We start from the raw sequence: 20,772 nt of genomic DNA on the forward strand, positions 1-20,772 counted from the left end.
GCCGGCACCTATGAATTAACCGTTACCCACCCGGTGACGGGATGTATCTCGGAATGTGAAGTGGAAGTGTTTGAAGATTTGACAGAACCAGAATGTGATGCGGGTTTGGACAAGACCTTGACCTGTGCGGTGACTGAGGTGACCCTGGATGGATCATCGGATGTAGAGGGAGCGACATATTCCTGGACGGGTCCCGGCGGATTTACCAGCGATGAACAAAGCCCTGAGGTATCGGTTGCCGGCACCTATGAATTAACCGTTACCCACCCGGTGACGGGATGTATCTCGGAATGTGAAGTGGAAGTGTTTGAAGAAACTGTCACCCCTACTTGCGATGCAGGAGATGCTAAAGTTCTTTCATGCCAGGAGGGATCGACAACTGTAATCCTGGAGGGGGCTTCACAGACACAAGGGGTTTCATTCTCATGGAGTACAAATGATGGAATGATTGAAAGCGGGGCAAACACTGCAACTCCTACGGTAAGCCAGCCAGGAACTTATACCTTAAGGGTGACGGTAACTGAAACAGGCTGTTATTCTGAGTGTTCAGTAGATGTTACTGAAGATACGGAAGACCCTGTATTTGCCAATTGTAATGAAAATAGTCAAAATGATAGCCCTATAGACCTTGGATGTAATCCGGAAGATTTGCCAGATGAAGACATGGCTATCAACGATGTGGGAGAACCTTCGGATGATCACGACCTTGGAAATAATAATCCTTCCGCTTCAGGAGGAGAGATCATAGAGAACGGTTGTGAAAGAATGCAAATATGGACGGTGAGTATAGAAGATGCATGTGGGAATATAGGTACCTGTGAAGTGACGTACGTGTGGGTAGAAGATGAAGAAAATCCTGTTTTCGCCAATTGTACGGAAGGTAGTCAGGATGAAAGCCCGATTGATTTGGGCTGTAATCCTGAGCGTCCGGGTGAAGAGCGTGCAATTGCGGATGTAGGAGTGCCATCAGACAATTGCGGAGTGGTAGCATCTACGTTAACAGCACAGGGCGGTACGATTACGGGAGACGCGTGTGGATATACCCAGGTGTGGACGGTGAGTATAGAAGATGCATGTGGGAATATAGGTACCTGTGAAGTGACGTACGTGTGGGTAGAGGATGAAGAAGATCCTGTTTTTGCCAATTGTATGGAAGGTAGTCAGGATGAAAGCCCGATTGATTTGGGATGTAATCCTGGTCGTCCGGATGCAGAGCGTGCTATTGCGGATGTAGGAGTGCCATCGGATAATTGCGGAGTGGTAGCATCTACGTTATCAGCGGAAGGAGGAGCGATTACGGGCGATGCATGTGGATACACCCAGGTGTGGACGGTGAGTATAGAAGATGCGTGTGGGAATATAGGTACCTGTGAAGTGACGTACGTGTGGGTAGAAGACGAAGAAAATCCTGTTTTCACTAATTGCACGGAAGGTAGTCAGGATGAAAGCCCGATTGATTTGGGATGTAATCCTGAGCGTCCGGATGCAGAACGTGCTATTGCGGATGTAGGAGCGCCATCGGATAATTGCGGAGTGGTAGCATCAACGTTATCAGCGGAAGGAGGAGTGATTACGGGTGATGCATGCGGCTATACCCAGGTGTGGACGGTGAGTATAGAAGATGCGTGTGGCAATGTGGGCACCTGTGAAGTTGCGTACGTATGGGTAGAGGATGAGGAAAACCCTGTTTTCGCCAATTGTCCGATTGAAGAGCCAATTGATTTGGGATGTAATCCTGAGCGTCCGGATGCTGCGCGTGCTATTGCGGATGTAGGAGCGCCATCAGACAATTGCGGAGTGGTAGCATCTACGTTATCAGCACAGGGCGGTACGATTACGGGAGACGCGTGTGGCTATACCCAGGTGTGGACGGTGAGTATAGAAGATGAATGCGAGAATGTAGGTACCTGTGAAGTGACGTACGTGTGGGTAGAAGACGAAGAAAATCCTGTTTTCGCCAATTGCACGGAAGGTAGTCAGGATGAAAGCCCGATTGATTTGGGATGTAATCCTGAGCGTCCGGATGCTGAACGAGCTATTGAAGATGTAGGAGCACCATCAGACAATTGCGGAGTGGTAGAATCTACCTTATCCGCGCAAGGAGGTGTAATTACAGGAGGCCCTTGTGGTTATTTGCAAACCTGGACGGTAAGTATAGAAGATGCATGTGGGAATGTAGGTACGTGTGAAGTAATCTATACCTGGATTGAAGATGAGGAAGCTCCTCAAATAGTAATAGATGCGAAGAAGATTATTAACTGTGATGATGGAGCTATTTTTGATAGGCCCGATATCCGGGATAATTGTGACAATAGCCCGGATGTCGACGTAAAAACAGAATATTTTATACCGGGAGAGGGGTGCAGACACAGGAGGACCTGGACGGTTACGGATCATTGTGGAAATGTATCAGTCGCTTCTCAAATTATAATCATAGATGACAACACCCCTCCCGTATTAGAACCCGTACATCCTTTATTGACAGGTTTGGAAGATGGAGATACATTGTTTTTTGAATGTAGTAAGCCGGTTTACTTTAGTGAAGATGATTTCAAAGTAGCCAATGAATGTAAGAATTGTCCGCAAGATTATGACATTAAAATTCATGATTACGCGAAAAACCATAATTGCGAAAATGGAACCAATGCTGTAAGAGAAGTAGTCTGTTGGTGGACAGCAACTGACGAATTCGGAAACGAATCATCGTATACTATTTATATGTTTGCTATGGACCGTATGCCACCGGAATTTGTGTATGTACCAGGTGATAAAACCATTGGTGAAGGGGACCCTGTTGTATTTGGGCAACCTAGAGTAGAAGATGCCTGTAGTGACCAGGTAAACATTACATATGTTGATTCTACTTTTCAAGTCCATGGGGGAACGGAAATCAAGCGTACCTGGACGGCTACTGATAATTGTGGAAACTTTAGCCAGGCTTCACAGTCCATAGTGATAGAAGGTTCTGAACTTGTGTTTACCGGAATTCCTCAGGATAAAGTCCTTCCCTTTGGATCTGAACCTTCGTTTGATGAACCGGAAATTAATCCGGAGAATAGTGGATTTACCCTTCAAATTGTTGGTGAGGATTTGATAGAAGGAGATACCTGTGCGGGAATTATTTATAAGCGTACATGGAGGGCATCAAATGGTCAGGGAGTATCTGCTACAACTTCTCAAAAGGTTGAGATAGAAGGAGATGATGAAAAACCGGTTATTCTAAACCCTCCGTCGAATGATTTGGTGCTGCCATGTAATTCAGACATTCCTGAGTACGAACTTGAAGTGACCGATAATTCGGGAGGTCCGGTGGATATTTCAGTTGAAACAACCATTTCAAAAGGTAATTGCGAAGATCGTATGGGGATTCGCAATTGGACAGTAACAGATGCGTGTGGTAATTTGACGGTATTTAGTCAAATGATTTATTTCAATATGGAGGAAACGGTTTCTTTTACCAGTGTGCCGAAAGACACAACCATAGCCATAGGAAATTCTTTACCTCAAGAGAATGCTCAGGCTGAGACCTCATGCGAGGAAGGAAATTTGGATGTAAGTTCTTTTATAGACACATTGGCTACTACGGCGTGTCAAACAATCCTGCAAAAAATATGGATAGCTACAGATGCTTGTGGCGACAGGGATACAGCTTACCAGGAAATCACGTTTGAAGATTCTGAAGCACCTGTTTTTGAAGATACATTAACTAGATTGGAGATTAATTGCGGTGAGTTAGATAGTATATCAATGCCCGTCGTTTCAGATAATGTTGGCCTGGATTCCTTGATGTATGAGGATGAATATACGGCAGATAGTTGTGCCGGAAATATATTACGAAAATGGACGGCTGTTGACAGATGTGGTAATTCCAGCCATTTTTTACAGGAGATTAGGGTACGTCCGGATTCTTCGGATTTAAAACTTGTATTCAGTCCTGCAGATACATCTATACGTTGTGGAGATTCAATTCCTTCTGGAATTCCTCTTTGGGAAAGTACTTATTGCCATGATTTGAATATAGACGAATCTATATCATATAGTATTGTGGATACCAATAATTGTGGCCAGGGGTTGGGTTATTTTATTATAAAGACCTGGACGGTTACGAATTCATGTGGTTTCACTGATACAACCCGCCAACATATTGCTGTGTTGGCTCCGGGGCAGGAAAACTTAATTGCTTTTCTTGATAGACCTATTGCTATGGTAGCCAATTGTTTGGGAGAAATTCCATATGAAGAACCACTGGTGAAATCTACGTGTGACTCCATTGATGTATTTTTCTATGAAGACACAGTGGGGATGAAATGTAGTAATAATTATAGACTGTTGAGAACATGGATTGCTACCGATACTTGTGGTCAGGTGGCAAGTACAAGTCAAACTATTCAAATTCGACCGGATACAGAAGCACCTGTGATTTCAGTGGTTATGGATACCATTGAATTGTCTGTAGAGGAGTATGAAGCATGGAATGATGCTGATTCGAATGTGGATGTATATGACAATTGTGGAATTGATACATCTTACTGGGAATTTGGACAACAAGGATCGGACGGGGAAGATGTATATTTTTATACCTATAGTGTAACTGATTACTGTGGTAATACTACAAAGGACACGTTTTATATTGTTTTGGATGGCATTTCTCTTAAGACTACTTTGAGTCGAAGTGGAACACGGGTATATCCCGGGATCAAGGGAGGAGTGAGGCCGTTTACTTTTCATTGGGAATATATATTATCAGGACAATCGGATTGGGAGCAGTCTGAACAGGCGTTAGAATATTTTGAAACGCGTGGAATGGGACCCCTCGAAAAGGTTCGATTGAGGCTAACAGATAACCTGGGTAATTCATCTGCAGCTTCCATTAACCTGAATGAAGTCAGAACCCGGAAGTTTAACTATCGGGTCTATCCTAATCCTGCTGACAACTTTGTGGAAATAGAATTAGAACCGGGAAATGGAAGGTCTACATTGCTAATTCAGGTATATGACATGGTAGGAAATCAGATATACAAACAGGAGATGCTAAATGGTGAAAGAACAGTGAGGATTAATTCCTCAAACTGGCCTTCTGGGTCATATTTTATCAAATTAATTGATGATTCAACTATTAACAGTCATAAATTGATAATAGCTAAATAAGGCTGGGTGTCTTAATATTTTCTTTTTAGGGTAAGTCCTCTTCAATTTATTGGAGGGGGCTTTTTATTTCCCTTCCAGGAATTTAATTTGCTCTATAAGTTCAACTACATTATTAACAGTCATTTTTTTAAATATCCTGTTTTTGTAAGTACTAATGGTTGAAGGTTGAAGATTTAATTGATTTGAGATTTCATTAGTTGAAAACCCCTTGACCAAAAGTTTCATGACATCTGTTTCGCGAGTAGATAGGGTCTTAAGAGGATTTAATCTTGAATTGTTATTACTATCATTAAATTGGGTCAGTAACTCTTGTTGGATATGTTCACTTGCATAAATTTGGTTACTTAATACCGTATAAAGTGCTTTTTTGAATTCATGATCCGGGGCAGTTTTGGAAATAAATCCTTCTGCGCCACTCCTAAGGCATTGACGTGCATAGATTTTTTCATCGAAGCTAGAAAACACTAAAACTTTGATTGAAGGATTTTTAATTTTTAATAATTCAATCATTTTTGTATTGTTTCCTCCGGGTACATTGAGGTCTAAAATGACCAGATCTATTGTGTGATTTGATAATATTTCAATAGCTTTAGGAAAATTAGAAGCATACTTAATTGTATATTTTATACCAGAATCTTCCAATAGCATTCTAATTCCCACTTGCACTACTCTATGGTCTTCTACAACCAGGATATTGGTTAATGTAAATGCTGTGAATTTAAATTGATTACTCAAGCCAATAATATTATTGATAAGAAATTATTCTTGTGTGGAAATGGTTTTGCCGTAAAATGGAAATAGTTCTGTAATAAAACTTTAAAATACTCCTAAGTTTAACTGTGACTCAAATGGTGAAACTTTATTTGCCTCTCCAGTATTTATCAAATATAGTATTTTAATGGAAAAATAAAAAACTCATTTGGCTAGTCTTTTTTTATTGTTGAAGGGTAATATTTACGGAATTAGTCTTGAATTCTAAGATAGATAGAGAACGTTTACAGATTATCATAGAATATAATATAGGCGGATGTAAGAGATGAAAGCAGTCGGATAGCAAAAAAAATAAAATTGAGAATAAGGAGTGAAATTTTGAGATTGGTTTCGCTCTTTTTATTTTTAGAATTACATTTGATTTTAAGTAAATTATTCTATTTACCCAAAGAATAGATAATGCCACAATTGTATTTTTAAAAATTCTTCTTATTTGTTGGTGAACTTTTGAGGTGCTTTTAGTGACTTAACTTATTTCGTAAGAGTTGTTTTATGGGTAAAGTGTATGATAAAAAGTTGATAAGGCAAAAAAGATTATTTCCTTTTGTAAGGGTAGTGGTTTGCCTGTATTTGATTGGTTTTGTGTTAACTGGCCTTATAGCTCAGAATGATAGTTATTCAGTTCGACATTTTACAGATGAATCGGGACTCCCCCAAAATAGTATAAAGGATATAGTTAAAGATTCCCTGGATTATTATTGGATGGTTACAGAAAACGGAATTGTTCGATTTGATGGTCAGAATTTTATCAAGTTCGGTTCCGGACGTACAGGAACTGGTTCGGATCGTTATTTCGGTTTTCAAAAAAAGATGAACCATTTGACTGCTCATTATGCTATTACGGAAGACTATCAATATGTAAATTTATTAGATGATGTAAGAGTAGATAAAAAAATATCCAAAAAGGGATTTGATAAATACTATTCAACTTTTGTTGACTCATCCAAATATAATAATTTTTTTTATGCTAAAGGCTTACCGAGAATTATCAAAGCCCATTCAAGTAAGTCTGTATATGTCATACAAACTAATTATTTAAATACTTTTTATTTATGTTTTCATGACAAGATCAAGTATTATAAGGATGGAGAATTGTCTTTTACGTTACCGATGGACGAACTGGATTTCGCAGGGTTATTTTTGTTGCAGGATAAATTGTATTACAAAGCAGGTAAACAGTTTTGGAAAATTGAGGCTGGAGCGATAAAACCTGTAATACTAAAAGGAGATGTAACTTTAAATGACATGGAAGGTCCTGACATTCAAATTGTATGGAATATAAACAGTCATAAAAATCTTATAGTCTGCAAAGGAAAATTATATTCTTTTTTTTACGATGAAAATGGGGATTTAACCACTAAGTACATTGTAAATCTGGATACATATAATTTTTCAATCATTGAAAGTTATTATTTCTCAGAGGAAGGAGATTATATTTTACTCGGAAGCTTAACAAATGGGCTCTTACTATTAAGTAGCTTTCAATTTAACACTATTAATGTTCCTGCAATAAGTTATAAGTCCAATGTTTTTTACGCACAAACTCAATTCAATACCAATTCTATATTGACGCCTGATGGATATAAATTTACTAATAATTCAAGTGGGAATTGGGATTATACCCAAGTACAGGAAATAGATAATAACGATTATGGCATTTTTTGTGATAGTAATAACTTTATTTGGGTTTCTAATAATACAGAACTTCTGAAACTGGATTCTAATTTCAATAGAGTAGAATCCTGGGATTTAGGGAATGAAATTGTCAATTTTTTTTCCTTTGATGATGAATTGTGGTTTAGTTGTAGGACCAAAGGATTGTATTCGATTCATTTATACAAACCAAATACACAACCTCAAAAAATAAATTCATTGAAAGGGATTTCCTGCTTTTTGAAGACTTCCGATTCTATTATGTGGTTGGGGAGTAGTAATGGTACATATAAGGTGGATTTAAAAGGTAATATTATTGATTCAATTCCCGAATTAAATGGTGTTTATTGCAGAAGCCTTCATTATTCAGATTCAGGACAAATTTGGATTTCCACTTATGAAAAAGGCTTTTTTCTTAATGAGAATGATTCACTTTACGGATTTCCCATGGATAGGGACGAATATTTGAGATCTACTCATTGCATATATGAAGATAGTGCAGGTTACTTTTGGATGACAACGAACAAAGGCTTATTCCGAATTCTAAAACAAGACCTTCTAAATTATGCAAAAGAGGAACAGGAACACATCTATTATCAATATTATGACCGTAGTTTTGGTTTTGGCACGAATGAATTCAATGGGGGATGTCAACCTTGTGCGTTGGAATTGGATAACGGCCTGGTGTCACTTCCTTCCCTTTCAGGGCTTGTAGTCTTTGACCCATTGGAAATAAAAGAAATTACACCATCAGGAATATTAAAAATTGATGAATTTACGGTAGATAATGTTGCTCAAGTAATTTCAGATACCATAGTTTTCCCCAGGGATTTTGAGGAATTTGCAATTGAATTAAGTACTCCTTACTTAGGGAATGAGGAAGATTTATACATTTATTATTCTTTACAACCAAAGTCTGAAGCTCCAAAATGGCGATTGTATAATACGGAAATACGCTTTTCGAGGCTTGATCATGGAGAATATCAATTCCGATTTAGAAAGTTAAATGGCTTTGGCAAGGACAATTTTTCGGAGAGAAGTATACTATTGATAAAACCTCCGTACTTTTATCAAACCTGGACGTTTTATTTGCTTATAATCTGCATGGTAATAGTTATAGTGTATCTATATATCCGGGTCTCGCTGCATAGGGTTAGGGTACGAAATCGTCTTTTGGAAATAAAAGTAAATGAAAGAACGATAACTTTAAAAGCTGCCTTAGACAGTCTCAAGAAGTCCAAGAATAGCTTGAAAAGACAATTGCAAACCCAGGAATATTTATTGGGAGCAATGAATCATGATGTAGTGACACCATTGAAATATGTTCTTTTAAATACGGGAAAAATTAGTAAAAATGGGCATTCATTTTCACCAGAGATAGTATCTGAAGTAGCGGAAGGAATTCATATTTCCATTAAGGAAGTTTACGAATTGATGAGTGAGTTATTAGAATTCTCAAAAATTCAGATTAAAAAAGATAAAATAGATATCACCACTTTTAATTTATCGGATCTGATTCATAGGACAATAAGAATGTTCGATCTTTCTGCAAAGGGAAGGGATGTTCAAATTATTAGCCATATTGACGATGATGTTGAAGTAGAATCCAATGAGGCATTGCTACAAATTGTTATTTCTAATTTAGTAGATAATAGTGTGAAAAATACTTTATCAGGTAGCACTATCAGAATTCGAAATAGTTTTAAGAGTGACGTTTTTACATTGAGTATAGAAGATGAAGGTGGGGGAATTCCGCAAGAAATTATTAATTGGTTGGAAACAGGTTTTCAGGAAAATGATACTTATTTGCGTCAATACAAAGGGTTGGGGCTTTTTATTGTCAAAGAGTTACTTGAAATAATTAATTCGAAAATAGAAGTTACTAAAACTAAAAAAGGAAACCGGATATCAATACTATTTCTGGGAGAAGAAAAACCCAATTCCGTGTTTAGAATACATAAGTCAGATTAAGTAATATCATTTGGGTGGTGTAATCATGATATGTGCCCTGTGGGTGCCCGGGTCCATAATCCAGGGCATGCCGGGTACAGATGGGCTAGTAGGAAGACCTGTGGATTCAGCGGTAGCAAAAGATATATAAATAACATACCGCAATCTCCCTTCTTTTACATTTCCGGTTGTTGGGTCATACTGATCTTGCTCTGCATCAAAAACGAATAAGGGAGAAGGGGCTGTAGGCATCATAAGTTCACCTGACTTGACTTCTTCCTCACGTATCTCGAATCTTTCTTTGGGGGATTTTCCTGCTTTTGCAAGTTCCCTTCCCCTGGTCATAAATGGTTCGAGTTTGTCAACATAACAGGCCGAATGTATATTCTCTTTTTGGGGATCATCTGCTACACAGACAAAATCGTTATTGCCTTTTCGTAGAAGAATCATTTCTCCATTAGCTGCATACCCATATACTTTGGCACCATCCTTTTTCTCCGCAGGAGCGGCATGCAGGGCGGTTGTGATTTGGATTTTAGGATTAGGGAAGTCAGGTGCTATATTTTGTGAGTATAGGCCATTAAAAGAAGCGCATACTAAAAATGGAATTATAGCAGTAATTAAATAGGTCATTTTAATTTATTTGATTAATCATCCAATGTTTAACGATATTAATGAATATTAGGTTCCCAAAATGATACATCAATAAGTCAAGGATAAGAGGTGAAAGGCAATATCATTATGTATTTGATGAATTTAATTTGAAACTTTATACTAATTATTCTAATCGTGATAGAATATTGTCTTTTTTAATAGTCTGGTTTTACGTTGAAAATGTATTTTATTAATATCGTATAAAATATAGTAAAATATGGGACGAAACAAAATATTGAAGTGTTTTATGTTGTTGATTTTTGGGATCCCATTAAATATTGGGGCCCAATCAATGATGAATTTTTCCAATGCTTCCATAATTCTTTTGGCGGAAGATAACGGTACTGAAAATGTGGCCGTTGAGATGCTAATTGATGAAGTTAGTAGGCGAAGTAAAATAGAGTTTTCGGTTGATAATAATTTCTCGACTATTGAAAAACCACTAATTGTTGTGGGAAAGAAGGAGGTTTTGGCTTCAGTTAAGGAGCTTGATATGAAGAGTATTCCGGGAATGGATAATACGGTAGCGGATGGTTTTTCTATTGGCGTTATTCAAGGTGACTCTCACCCCATTCTTGTAATTGCCGGAAATGACAATAGGGGAGTGTTGTTTGGATGTGGATATTTGCTGAGAAAATCGAACCTTTCGGAGGGGCTTATTGATATACCTGAAAATATAGTGATTTCTACTAATCCGGTTGTACCTTTAAGAGGACATCAATTGGGATACAGACCGAAGGTTAATTCATACGATGGATTTACAGTTGATATGTGGGAGCAATACATAAAGGATCTGGTTGTTTTTGGGACCAATGCAGTTGAATTAATGCCTCCAAATACAGATGATGCTTCCAATAGTCCTATGTTTACCCTACCGCAAGATGAGATGCTTGTAAAAATGTCTTCATTATTGAAAAAGTATGGACTTGATGTTTGGATGTGGTACCCTTTAATGCATGGGGACTATAAGAAAACATCTGTAGTAGACAGGTCCCTGCGGGAAAATGACAGCATTTTCAGTAGTATGCCAAAACTCGATGCAGTTTTTATTCCTGGTGGAGATCCTGGAAGGCAAGAGCCATCAGTATTATTTGAACATTTGGAAAGGAAAGCCAAGGTGTTGCATAAATACCACCCTGATGCAGAAATATGGGTTTCTCCGCAGGGCTATAGTGCAGAATGGATGGATGAATTTATTAAAATTCTCAAAGGGAATCCTGAATGGTTAACGGGGATCGTTCATGGTCCCTGGGTTCGGATGGATGTCAACGATCTTAGAGAGGTGGTACCCGAAAAGTATCCTATTCGTCGATACCCTGATATTACTCATAGTATTGATGCGCAGTATTTTGTTCCCGACTGGGATTATGCGTATACGGTTACTGAGAACAGAGAAACTATAAATCCCCGTCCGGAAGACCACAAAACGATCTTTAATTCGGTACCGGTTGAAAATTACAAAGGTTTTATTTCTTACTCAGAAGGAGTAAATGATGATGTTAACAAAATTATTTGGAGTGGATTGGGGTGGAATCCCGAAGCAGATGTATTAGAAATATTAAGGGATTACAGTCGGTATTTTATTGGCCCCCACTATGCTGATGTGTTCCCTCAGAGTATATTGAATCTGGAAAAGAATTGGCAGGGTGATTTATCAAGTAATGATTTGGTGAATGTGCACCACGCTATTTTTCATGAAATGGAGAAAAAGGCAAATCCTTCAACCTTATTGAATTGGAGGTTTCAATTGGCTTTATACAGGTCGTATTATGATATTTATACAAGGAACCGGTTACTCTATGAGAACCATTTGGAAGGACGTGTCATGGATGTTCTTAGGAGAGCTGGGGAAATTGGGTCGGAACTGTCCATTCAAAAGAGCCGAAGAATTCTTGAAAAGGCAGTTTTATATGGTGTCTCTGAGGATTTGAAAAGCCGGTTATTTGAATTAGCAGAGGCCTTGTTCCAGAGTATTCGTATGCAATTAAGCGTGGAGAAGTATCATGCAATCGATGTTGTAAGAGGGGCTAACCTAGACTTAGTTGACTACCCGTTAAATAACCGGTATTGGTTGGAAAAACAATTTGACCGAATTGAAAATATAGATTCTGAAGAGGAGAGGTTGGCCGGAATCCATGAAATTCTTAATTGGACGAATCCTGGCCCTGGAGGTTTCTATGACGATTTGGGTGACCCAGAAAATCAACCACATATGATAGCCAATCTTGATTATGAAAAAGATCCAAATTCTTTTAAATCCGCATTTGCCGGGTTACCGGGAGGATATAGCCTGGAGTTTGACAGGATTAAAGATTGGAGGGTTTCATGGAAGACATACATGCAGACAATATTTGAACAACCATTACAAATGAGATACACAGGACTAGATCCTCATGCCAATTATCAGGTGAAAGTTGTGTATGTAGAAGACCAGGAAATTCGTTTGAAAGCTGATGGCAAGTATATGGTTCACGACTATTTGTTACCGGATTACGACCCCAAACCAGTAATTTTTGATGTGCCTGTGGAGGCGACAAAAGATGGCACACTTGAATTAGAATGGAATATTCATCCCGGAGGAATGGGTCCGGGAAGGGGGTGTTCGGTCGCAGAAGTGTGGCTGGTTAGGAAATAGGAGCGAGATGAACCCGTTAGCTTCCAACCGGAAACTTGGTTTTGTTTAAGAGGTGAAGCCGAAAGCCTTCTGATTGTACTGAAAGATATGTTCGGAAGTATGGACAGGTGGGTATATGTATGAAAATCTCTATGAAATAATATTCTCAATGGAATTGCAAACAATTAAATAATTAAGCGTATGAACAGGCAATTTTTAAAATCGAGTAAAGTGAAAAATAAGTTACGTAAAGGCGGGACTTGTTTTGGAACTATGTTGCGGGTCTTAAAATCACCTCAAAGCTTTGCTTTATGTGCATCGGTAGAGTGGGACTTTGTCATTCTGGATACTGAACACAATGATTTTGATTTGGAATCACTGGGCACCTTCTCGGTTTTGGCTAAATATGAAGATCTTTCAATGTTCGTACGTGTGCCTGATAAATTATACCATCAGCTTGCGCAAATTCTTGATATAGGAGCTGAAGGAATAGTATTACCAAGAGTCAATACATCTGGAGAAGTTCGCCAAATTATACAATCTACAAAATATGCTCCGTGGGGGAAACGCGGTGTAAGTATTTCAAATACAGTAACCCGTTTTAGAGACTTTGAACAAAAAGAATACACGAAATGGGCAAATGATGAATTGCTAAATATCATACAAATTGAAAGTGAGGAAGGAGTAAATAATATACGAGAGTTAGTTTCTATAAAAGGGGTAGATGCCGTGATGATAGGACCTGCTGATCTCTCCCAGGATATGGGTATTTCTGGTGAAATAACGCATGCAAAAGCTGAAGAAGCTTATATGGAGATAATAGAAGCTTGCAATGAATATGGTGTGGCTCCGGGAATCCATTTTGCAGATATGGACCTCGTACAAAAATGGGTGAAAAAGGGAATGCGTTTTATTACATACAGTTATGACAGTAAATTCATAAAAGACGGATTCAATAATGCTATCTCGAAATTACGAGGATTTACTAATTGAAAAAGATATAGATATAATTAGTTAATATAATAGGGAGGTGAATTTTATGGTTTGGAAATAATTGTTGAACTTAGAGTATACCAAATCAACTATTTCTAAATATGACACCTACAAAATTACTACAAATAGTAGCCTTGCTTTTTTTTCCATTCCTGATGTATGGACAAATGGAACAGCCAAATATTCTTTGGATAGTAAGCGAGGATAATAGTCCTTTTATCGGAGCTTATGGGGATGAATTTGCCACGACTCCCAATATCGATCAAATGGCACGAGAAGGTATTTTATATGAAAACGCCTTTGCAAGTGCACCCGTCTGTGCTCCGGCCCGATCAACTTTAATTACTGGTGTTTATCCTCCTTCTATGGGTACTCAACACATGCGTAGCAGGTATCCAATTCCTGATATGATTCGTTTTTTCCCTGAGTTTTTGAAAAAGGCAGGATATTATACAACGAATAATTCCAAGACGGATTACAATACTTCTGATGCGGAAGATCGAATTCCGTTTGCCTGGGATGAATCCAGTGGAAAAGCCACCTATGAAAATAAAAATAAAGGACAACCTTTTTTCGCTGTATTTAATATCGGGATTTCTCACGAAAGCTCTATTCATAAATCAATGGATGAATTGAATCACGATCCGGATGAGGTCCCGATTCCCCCGTATCATCCAGAAACTCCTGAAATGAAACACGATTGGGCCCAGTATTACGATAAGGTACAAGCTATGGATGCTCGTGTGGGAGAGATCCTTCGTGAATTAGAGGAATCGGGATATGCGGATAATACGATCGTTTTTTATTACAGTGATCATGGAGGAATTCTTGGGAGAAGTAAAAGGTTTATGTTTGATTCTGGTCTGCATGTGCCTTTGGTTATTCGATTCCCAGAAAAATATAGAGAGATTGCTCCGGGTGGACCGGGGACCCGAACGGATAGATTAGTATCTTTTGTTGATTTTGCACCTACGGTTTTGAGTTTGGCAGGAGTTCCTATTCCCCAATATATGCAGGGTAAAGCCTTTCTCGGAAGCCAGGAAGAGAAACCGCGGGAATATGCCTATAGTTTTCGCGGTCGAATGGATGAAAGGATTGATATGAGTCGTACAGTGAGGGATAAAAAATACAGGTATATTCGTAATTACCTTCCCCACAAAATTTATGGTCAGTATTTGGGGTATTTATGGCGGGCACCTTCCATGCGTTCATGGGAGAGAGAATATCAGGCTGGTAATCTGGATGAAATACAATCACAGTTCTGGAATCCAAAACCGGTGGAAGAATTGTTTGATATAGAGGCAGATCCTCATAACGTAAATAACCTTGCTAAGGATCCTGCCTATAAATCAACATTGAATAGAATGCGAAAAGCCAATGAAAAATGGATGAAACGCATCCGTGATGTAGGGTTTATACCTGAAGCTATGCTGTCTGATCTGGCTTCCCAGGTTCCGCTATATGACTACAGTAGAAGTGGGGATTATCCAATTGCCAACGTCAATAAAATAGTTGGAAAAATAACCCGGGGAGATAAAAAGACCATTGAAAAAAATCTTACTTCAGAAAACCCGGTCTTGAGATATTGGGCTGCCACAGGTGTTACTATGTATATTGATAAAGTAGATATTTCTGCTGAGAAAGTAAGAGGCTTGATGAATGATGAATATCCTGCGGTAAGAATTGCAGCAGCTGAGGCTTTATTTCATTTAGGAGAATCCGGAAGTGCAGTAACTGTTTTAGCGGAAAGCATGGAGGAGGACAATTTAATGGCCAGGGTACAAGCTATAAATGTCTTGGAAACCATGGGGGAAGAAGCGAGGCCTGCTGTTCCTGCTGTTCAGGAGATTATTCCTGAGGATGATGAAAACAGGGATTACGATGTCCGTGCGGCAAGACGTTTAGTTGACAAGCTTCAGTAGGCCAGGGGGCTTAATATAATTACTTTTCTTAATTCCGAACATCTTTAAGGGGGTTTCACCCTTTAATATCTGTAAAGAGACAATTATCAGGGCTATGCCGGGAACAAGTTAATATCAGAAGATTTTGTCATACTGGGGTATGAAACATTACAGTACAGGTTTTATTACTGTGAGGGAAAAATTTGGATTGTATGCAAAGATGAAATTGAATTTTGAGGAAATAAGCACAAGGATTTTGATGTCTTTTAACTATGAAGAAAAAACAATTTCTAAAATTATCATTAGTATAATGCATTCAATTTATGAGTTCATCGATAATCCTGATGTTAATGTTGTGGGATTCAGTAGTATATCTTCACGTTTCTTCTTACTATAGGAAGAGGGATATAAGAGTACAAAATTGAATATAGAGAAGCCCCTAAACCGGTGCTCATTGGATAATTAACTATGGTGGTCAATAAATAATTTTAGTATCATTTAATTTGATGATAATAGTCTAATCAATTCCTATCTACAGTTCAATGTATATTAAAAGCTTTAGCCGGGTTTTCTTTAAGTAAGCAATTAAAGTCAAAATCAGTAAAACCCGATGCTTTCAGTTGGGGTATGATTTTCTCAAAAATATTGGTGTACGGAGTGATTTCTTGCTTTGACTTTTGAGGATCAAACCATCCGGCATCATGGGAAATTAATATTTTATCAAGAATATCGTTTTCTTTGGCCCACTGGAGTTTGGTATTATATGAATTTGTATTCCAGCCCATTCCATCAAGGCTAATCCAGCAGCCTTCTTCAGCTGCCTTTTTATACTCTTTTGGATTGGTTTCATTTTGTGCATGGACCCATATAAATGCTGAGGGGGAAACTCCTGTTTTTTTCAGTATTTCTAATTGCGGCCAGAGACCCTTTGCTTTTCCTGTATGAGAGGCAATGGTTAAACCGGTTTGCAGGTGGGTTAAAGCAGCGGCTTTCACCAATTTCTGATGCATTGGATGCAGAGGATCTTTAGCATCTACGCCTATCTTGATAAAACCTGGTTTTATACCTGAATCCCCAATCCCATTTTCGAATTCATCAATCCATATATCGGCTATTTCTTCTGCTGAAAGATCAAATGCAATTTTCGGGATGTATTTATTATTTACAGCTCCATAAAATCCAGTGTTAGTTAGTATTTGTATCCCGGAAAGTCTCGATAATTCTTTTAGTAAATTGGGATCTCGTCCCAGGAAATTAGGAGTAGCATCGACAAAATATTTAACCCCCCATTTATGCAATTCCTTTAGTTTTGGTAGGATGGTATTTATCACTTCCGATTGTGAATAGTCGTCTTTATTAATTTTCATTGCCCCTATAAAATCTACTAGAATATGTTCATGGGATAACCAAATTTCCCCCTCTGTAGGGTACTTATTTATTTTTCCCTCAACAGTATAATAGGTGTAGGGTGATTTACAGGAATAACTGATGATCAATACAAGTAATATTATTCTATCTATACCATTCATGAAGATTACTTAATTTTTTTACATTTCTTAATCTACAACTAATTTTGTAATCCGGAAGAAAATCGGTTGCAAGAGTTTTCACGGGAAAAAACCGAGGAATTAAAACCTATGGATTCGTGAAATAATTATTTCTTAATTTAACTTGTCATTGGTTCTAATTATATTGCAGAATGAATACAAGCCTAAATATCTTTATATTACTGTTATCGCTGGTTATTACTTCAAATGCACAGAATAATGGAGTCACCACTACAATGCCTGAAAAAGGTTTATGTGCTCATAGGGGTGATATGACTAAATATCCTGAGAATACATTACTTGCATTGGTGTCAGCTGCTGAAAGCGGGGCTCATATGATAGAATTTGATGTGCGACTTACCGCAGATAAAAAATTGGTAATTATGCACGACGCGACAGTGGATCGTACGACGAATGGATCGGGAATGGTTTCAGAAATGCAATTTGATGAAATACGGAAATTGGATGCCGGGGGATGGATGTCTGATGAATTCAGGAGTTTACGTGTTCCTACATTTCAGGAAGTATTAGAGAGAATGCCTGTTAATGTTTGGTTGAATATTCATATCAAAGGTGACCCATTAATCGGTAAATTGGTGGCGCAAGATGTCATGAAGCAAAATAGACTTCACCAATCTTTTTTGGCTTGTAGTAAGGATGTTGCACTAGAAGCCAAAAAAATTAGTGAAGAGATTAAGATCTGTAATATGGATCGGCAAGACTCTAATTGGGATTATGTCAATCAAACTATTGCCAGGAACAGTGACTTTATACAATTGAAAGGAGATATCTCTCCGGTGTATAAAAGTATGGTGGAGAAGTTACTTGAGTCCGGAGTGCAAATAAATTATTTTGGAACGGATGATGAAACAGAATTAAATCAATTATTTGGATACGGTGTGCAGTTTCCCCTGGTAAATGACTATTCTCAGTCTATTCAAATTGCTGAAAAGTTAGGAGTTGTAAGAAATATCCCGGAATTTTTTAATGAATAGATTTTTTGTTAATGGAGAACAGGGCCAATAGGTAGTGAGGCGAGAATTTTACCTTCAATATCAACCATCTCATTGTATCTCTGTTCAACAGTATTCTGATCGAAATAATTTAGCGCCAATCGCAAGAACATTTCACCATGTCGGGCTTCGGATTTGTAAATAAGGTCATAAAATTTTACCAGTTCAGGGTCTTTACAGTTTTCTGCTATAAGTTTAAACCTTTCAAACCCCCGATTTTCTACCAAAGCTGCTATTATCAAGCGGTCCAATAATCCCTGATCTCTTCCTCCGCGAATATTTTTTAGTAACTGATCTACATAGGCATCTTTATTCATTTTTCGGTTCAGGGGGACTCCGCGTTCACGCATGATCCAAAAGACCTTTCTGAAATGATCGAGTTCTTCGATTCCCGTATGAATTAATTCATCCAGAATTTCATCCCGATCCGGGTATTTTGCCACCAGGCTCATAGCCATTCCACTGGCTTTCCTTTCACAGTCTGCGTGGTCTTTTAAAAATTCATCAAAATCTGCCAAAACAGCTTTGACCCATTCTGGATTGGATGGTTCTAATTCTTTTATTTGAAAATCCGGCATTTTACTCTGATTTTTACGTTTACACAAAAAAGTTACTTTTGAGCAAAACGCAAAATATTTCAGATGTTTTTAAGAATTACAAAGAACGGTTTCTTTACTGGCCCGAATATGAAATTTCTTATTCCACAGAAGGCCCCGAGACCATTGTTGTTATCCCGGCGTATCATGAGGATCAGTTGTTGACTACTCTTGAATCCCTGGATCAGAATAAAATCGGTAATAAAAAGGTAATAGTGTTAGTGGTCCTTAATTACCCGGTGAAATTGGGTGAAAAATGGGCGGAATTTCATCATGTTCAATATGAAATACTAAACAAAAGTAAAAAATTTTATAAAAGTTTTGAACTACAGGTTATTCAGGCTTTTGATTTGCCGGAGAAAAGGACTGGTGTAGGAGCAGCACGGAAAATCGGAATGGATCAGGCATTGAAAATATTTGCAGATTCCGGGTCCGACGGTATAATTATGTGTCTGGATGGCGATTGCACCGTATCGCAAGATTACTTACGTACTTGTACAGCCTATTTTGCAGACCATAAATGTAATACACTTGTAGTTCCTTTTGAACACCCGACAAATAATTTAGATCTCCTTTTACGTGAAGGAATCCTAGCCTATGAGCTGCATCTCAGGTATTACAAAAATGCATTAAAATGGACGGGTTTTCCCTATGCATATCATACTGTAGGGAGTAGCATGGGAGTCAGAGCTTCTGTGTATGGAAAGTTAGGTGGTATGAATCGAAGACGGGCTGGTGAGGATTTTTATTTTTTAAATAAATGCTTTGCTTATGGGGGTGTCATTGAGATGTCTGGAGCTACTGTGTATCCATCTGCCCGGGTTTCGGACCGTGTCCCTTTTGGTACGGGAAGGGCTCAGGAGGAATGGATGAAAAACAAGCGGTATAAAAATACATATCATTTTGATTGTTGGAGGGATTTGAAATTGGTATTTATGGGAATTGATACATTGAATCAACAATATGAACTTCAAAATGTACCTGAATATGTGCTATCTTTTTTTCAAGAGATAAATTTTGTGGAAAGAATCCATCAAATTCAGTCTGGAAGCAATAATCCTGGCAGCTTTATAAAGAACTTTTATCATTGGTTCGATGGTTTTTTGGTAATGAAGTTTCTGAATTATCTGCGAGATAGTGTGCATGGAGAAATGGATGTCGTGGAAGCAGCTGAAGAGTTGGCAAAACAAATAGATCTACCAATAGAGGATGGGATTGGTCTGGAATTATGTCTTGATACGTATAGGGAATTAGATAAGAGGTAAGTGGATGAACCTAAATAAAATCCCCCTTTCAAGATGAAAGAGGGATAAGATAAAATCAGTTATTTTGTCCGCCCATTTTTTGTTGGACTTTCTTTTGTAGTTCCGGATCTTGCTGCAAGGCCAGATAAATTTCATTAAATCTCTGGACACTAAGGTCGTGTTCAGCTATTTCTGCTTCGATTTTTTTATTGGCTTCTAATTGCACTTTTTGAACCTCTTGTTGAGCTTCTTTAAATTTTTTCATTTCTTCTTCTCCCAAATCTGGTTTTTTCCCTTGTTGTTGAGTTTGAGAAATTTGCATGAAACTTTGCGGATCCATACCGGCTCCTTCAATAGCTTTAACCATTTTAGGTTGTGCTTCCTGATTTACTTTTTCAACGGTTTTCATAGCATTCACAAATTTATCAATATCCTGGTCAGTTACTTCTGTGACTGGTTGTTGTTGGGGTAGCTGTTGTCCGTGCGCGGTAATGGTTGCTACAGCCAAAAATAAAATTGTGAAAACTTTTCCTAAATAATTCATTTAATAATATTTTTCAATGATGTAAATTATTGATTTTCAATATGACGGTAAATTAAATTTCACTCATATCGGATCAATACGAATTTTGATCAAATTGGGAAGGTAAATGAATTCAATAGGAATGGAGAAAGAGGAATAAATTTA

At 38.0% G+C, this 20,772-nt stretch carries 12 protein-coding genes; 7 read left to right on the plus strand and 5 right to left on the minus strand.

Annotated features, from left to right (window positions below; translation table 11 throughout):
* The coding region (locus tag LVD47_RS16800) for a T9SS type A sorting domain-containing protein (protein ID WP_236979004.1) at positions 1-5,148 on the plus strand (5,148 nt) is incomplete at its 5' end.
* A gap of 63 nt (positions 5,149-5,211) precedes the next feature.
* On the opposite strand, the gene LVD47_RS16805 is transcribed toward LVD47_RS16800, so the two are convergent.
* Positions 5,212-5,883: a response regulator gene (locus tag LVD47_RS16805; protein WP_236979006.1), complete on the minus strand. Its 672-nt coding sequence runs from the start codon at positions 5,881-5,883 to the stop codon at positions 5,212-5,214.
* Between the two features lie 528 nt (positions 5,884-6,411).
* Here LVD47_RS16805 and LVD47_RS16810 point away from each other — a divergent pair.
* Positions 6,412-9,543 (plus strand): sensor histidine kinase, encoded by a 3,132-nt coding sequence (locus LVD47_RS16810; protein WP_236979008.1) that lies wholly within the window; start codon positions 6,412-6,414, stop codon positions 9,541-9,543.
* Between the two features lie 6 nt (positions 9,544-9,549).
* Here the strand turns inward: LVD47_RS16810 and LVD47_RS16815 are convergent, their stop codons facing one another.
* On the minus strand, positions 9,550-10,155 hold the full coding sequence (locus LVD47_RS16815; protein ID WP_236979010.1) for a hypothetical protein: 606 nt from the start codon (positions 10,153-10,155) through the stop codon (positions 9,550-9,552).
* 238 nt (positions 10,156-10,393) lie between these two features.
* On the opposite strand from LVD47_RS16815, the gene LVD47_RS16820 reads away from it, so the two are divergent.
* The 3 genes from LVD47_RS16820 to LVD47_RS16830 all read left to right on the plus strand — a co-directional run bounded on the left by LVD47_RS16820 (position 10,394) and on the right by LVD47_RS16830 (position 15,705).
* A complete protein-coding gene (locus LVD47_RS16820; protein WP_236979012.1) occupies positions 10,394-12,811 on the plus strand; it encodes an alpha-glucuronidase family glycosyl hydrolase in 2,418 nt (805 codons plus the stop codon).
* Positions 12,812-13,021: 210 nt separating this feature from the next.
* The gene (locus LVD47_RS16825) at positions 13,022-13,783 is read left to right on the plus strand and encodes an HpcH/HpaI aldolase family protein (protein WP_236979015.1); all 762 of its coding nucleotides are present in this window, start codon (positions 13,022-13,024) and stop codon (positions 13,781-13,783) included.
* A gap of 101 nt (positions 13,784-13,884) precedes the next feature.
* Complete coding sequence (locus tag LVD47_RS16830; RefSeq protein WP_236979017.1) at positions 13,885-15,705, plus strand: sulfatase-like hydrolase/transferase; 1,821 nt, start codon at positions 13,885-13,887, stop codon at positions 15,703-15,705.
* A gap of 518 nt (positions 15,706-16,223) precedes the next feature.
* On the opposite strand, the gene LVD47_RS16835 is transcribed toward LVD47_RS16830, so the two are convergent.
* Positions 16,224-17,213 (minus strand): phosphotriesterase family protein, encoded by a 990-nt coding sequence (locus LVD47_RS16835; RefSeq protein ID WP_236979019.1) that lies wholly within the window; start codon positions 17,211-17,213, stop codon positions 16,224-16,226.
* 170 nt (positions 17,214-17,383) lie between these two features.
* On the opposite strand from LVD47_RS16835, the gene LVD47_RS16840 reads away from it, so the two are divergent.
* Positions 17,384-18,226 carry a glycerophosphodiester phosphodiesterase gene (locus LVD47_RS16840; protein WP_236979021.1) on the plus strand — a complete coding sequence of 281 codons (843 nt, stop codon included), beginning with the start codon at positions 17,384-17,386 and terminating at the stop codon, positions 18,224-18,226.
* A gap of 8 nt (positions 18,227-18,234) precedes the next feature.
* Here the strand turns inward: LVD47_RS16840 and LVD47_RS16845 are convergent, their stop codons facing one another.
* Complete coding sequence (locus tag LVD47_RS16845) at positions 18,235-18,822, minus strand: MiaE family protein (protein ID WP_236979023.1); 588 nt, start codon at positions 18,820-18,822, stop codon at positions 18,235-18,237.
* Positions 18,823-18,860: 38 nt separating this feature from the next.
* On the opposite strand from LVD47_RS16845, the gene LVD47_RS16850 reads away from it, so the two are divergent.
* On the plus strand, positions 18,861-20,105 hold the full coding sequence (locus LVD47_RS16850; RefSeq protein ID WP_236979025.1) for a glycosyltransferase family 2 protein: 1,245 nt from the start codon (positions 18,861-18,863) through the stop codon (positions 20,103-20,105).
* Positions 20,106-20,160: 55 nt separating this feature from the next.
* Here the strand turns inward: LVD47_RS16850 and LVD47_RS16855 are convergent, their stop codons facing one another.
* Entirely contained in the window at positions 20,161-20,628 is a 468-nt protein-coding gene (locus LVD47_RS16855; protein WP_236979027.1) for a DUF4168 domain-containing protein, read from the minus strand.
* Positions 20,629-20,772: the final 144 nt, after the last annotated feature.

Source organism: Membranihabitans maritimus, assembly GCF_021729145.1.
In the GTDB taxonomy this organism is placed as follows: Bacteria; Bacteroidota; Bacteroidia; order Chitinophagales; family Saprospiraceae; genus Membranihabitans; species Membranihabitans maritimus.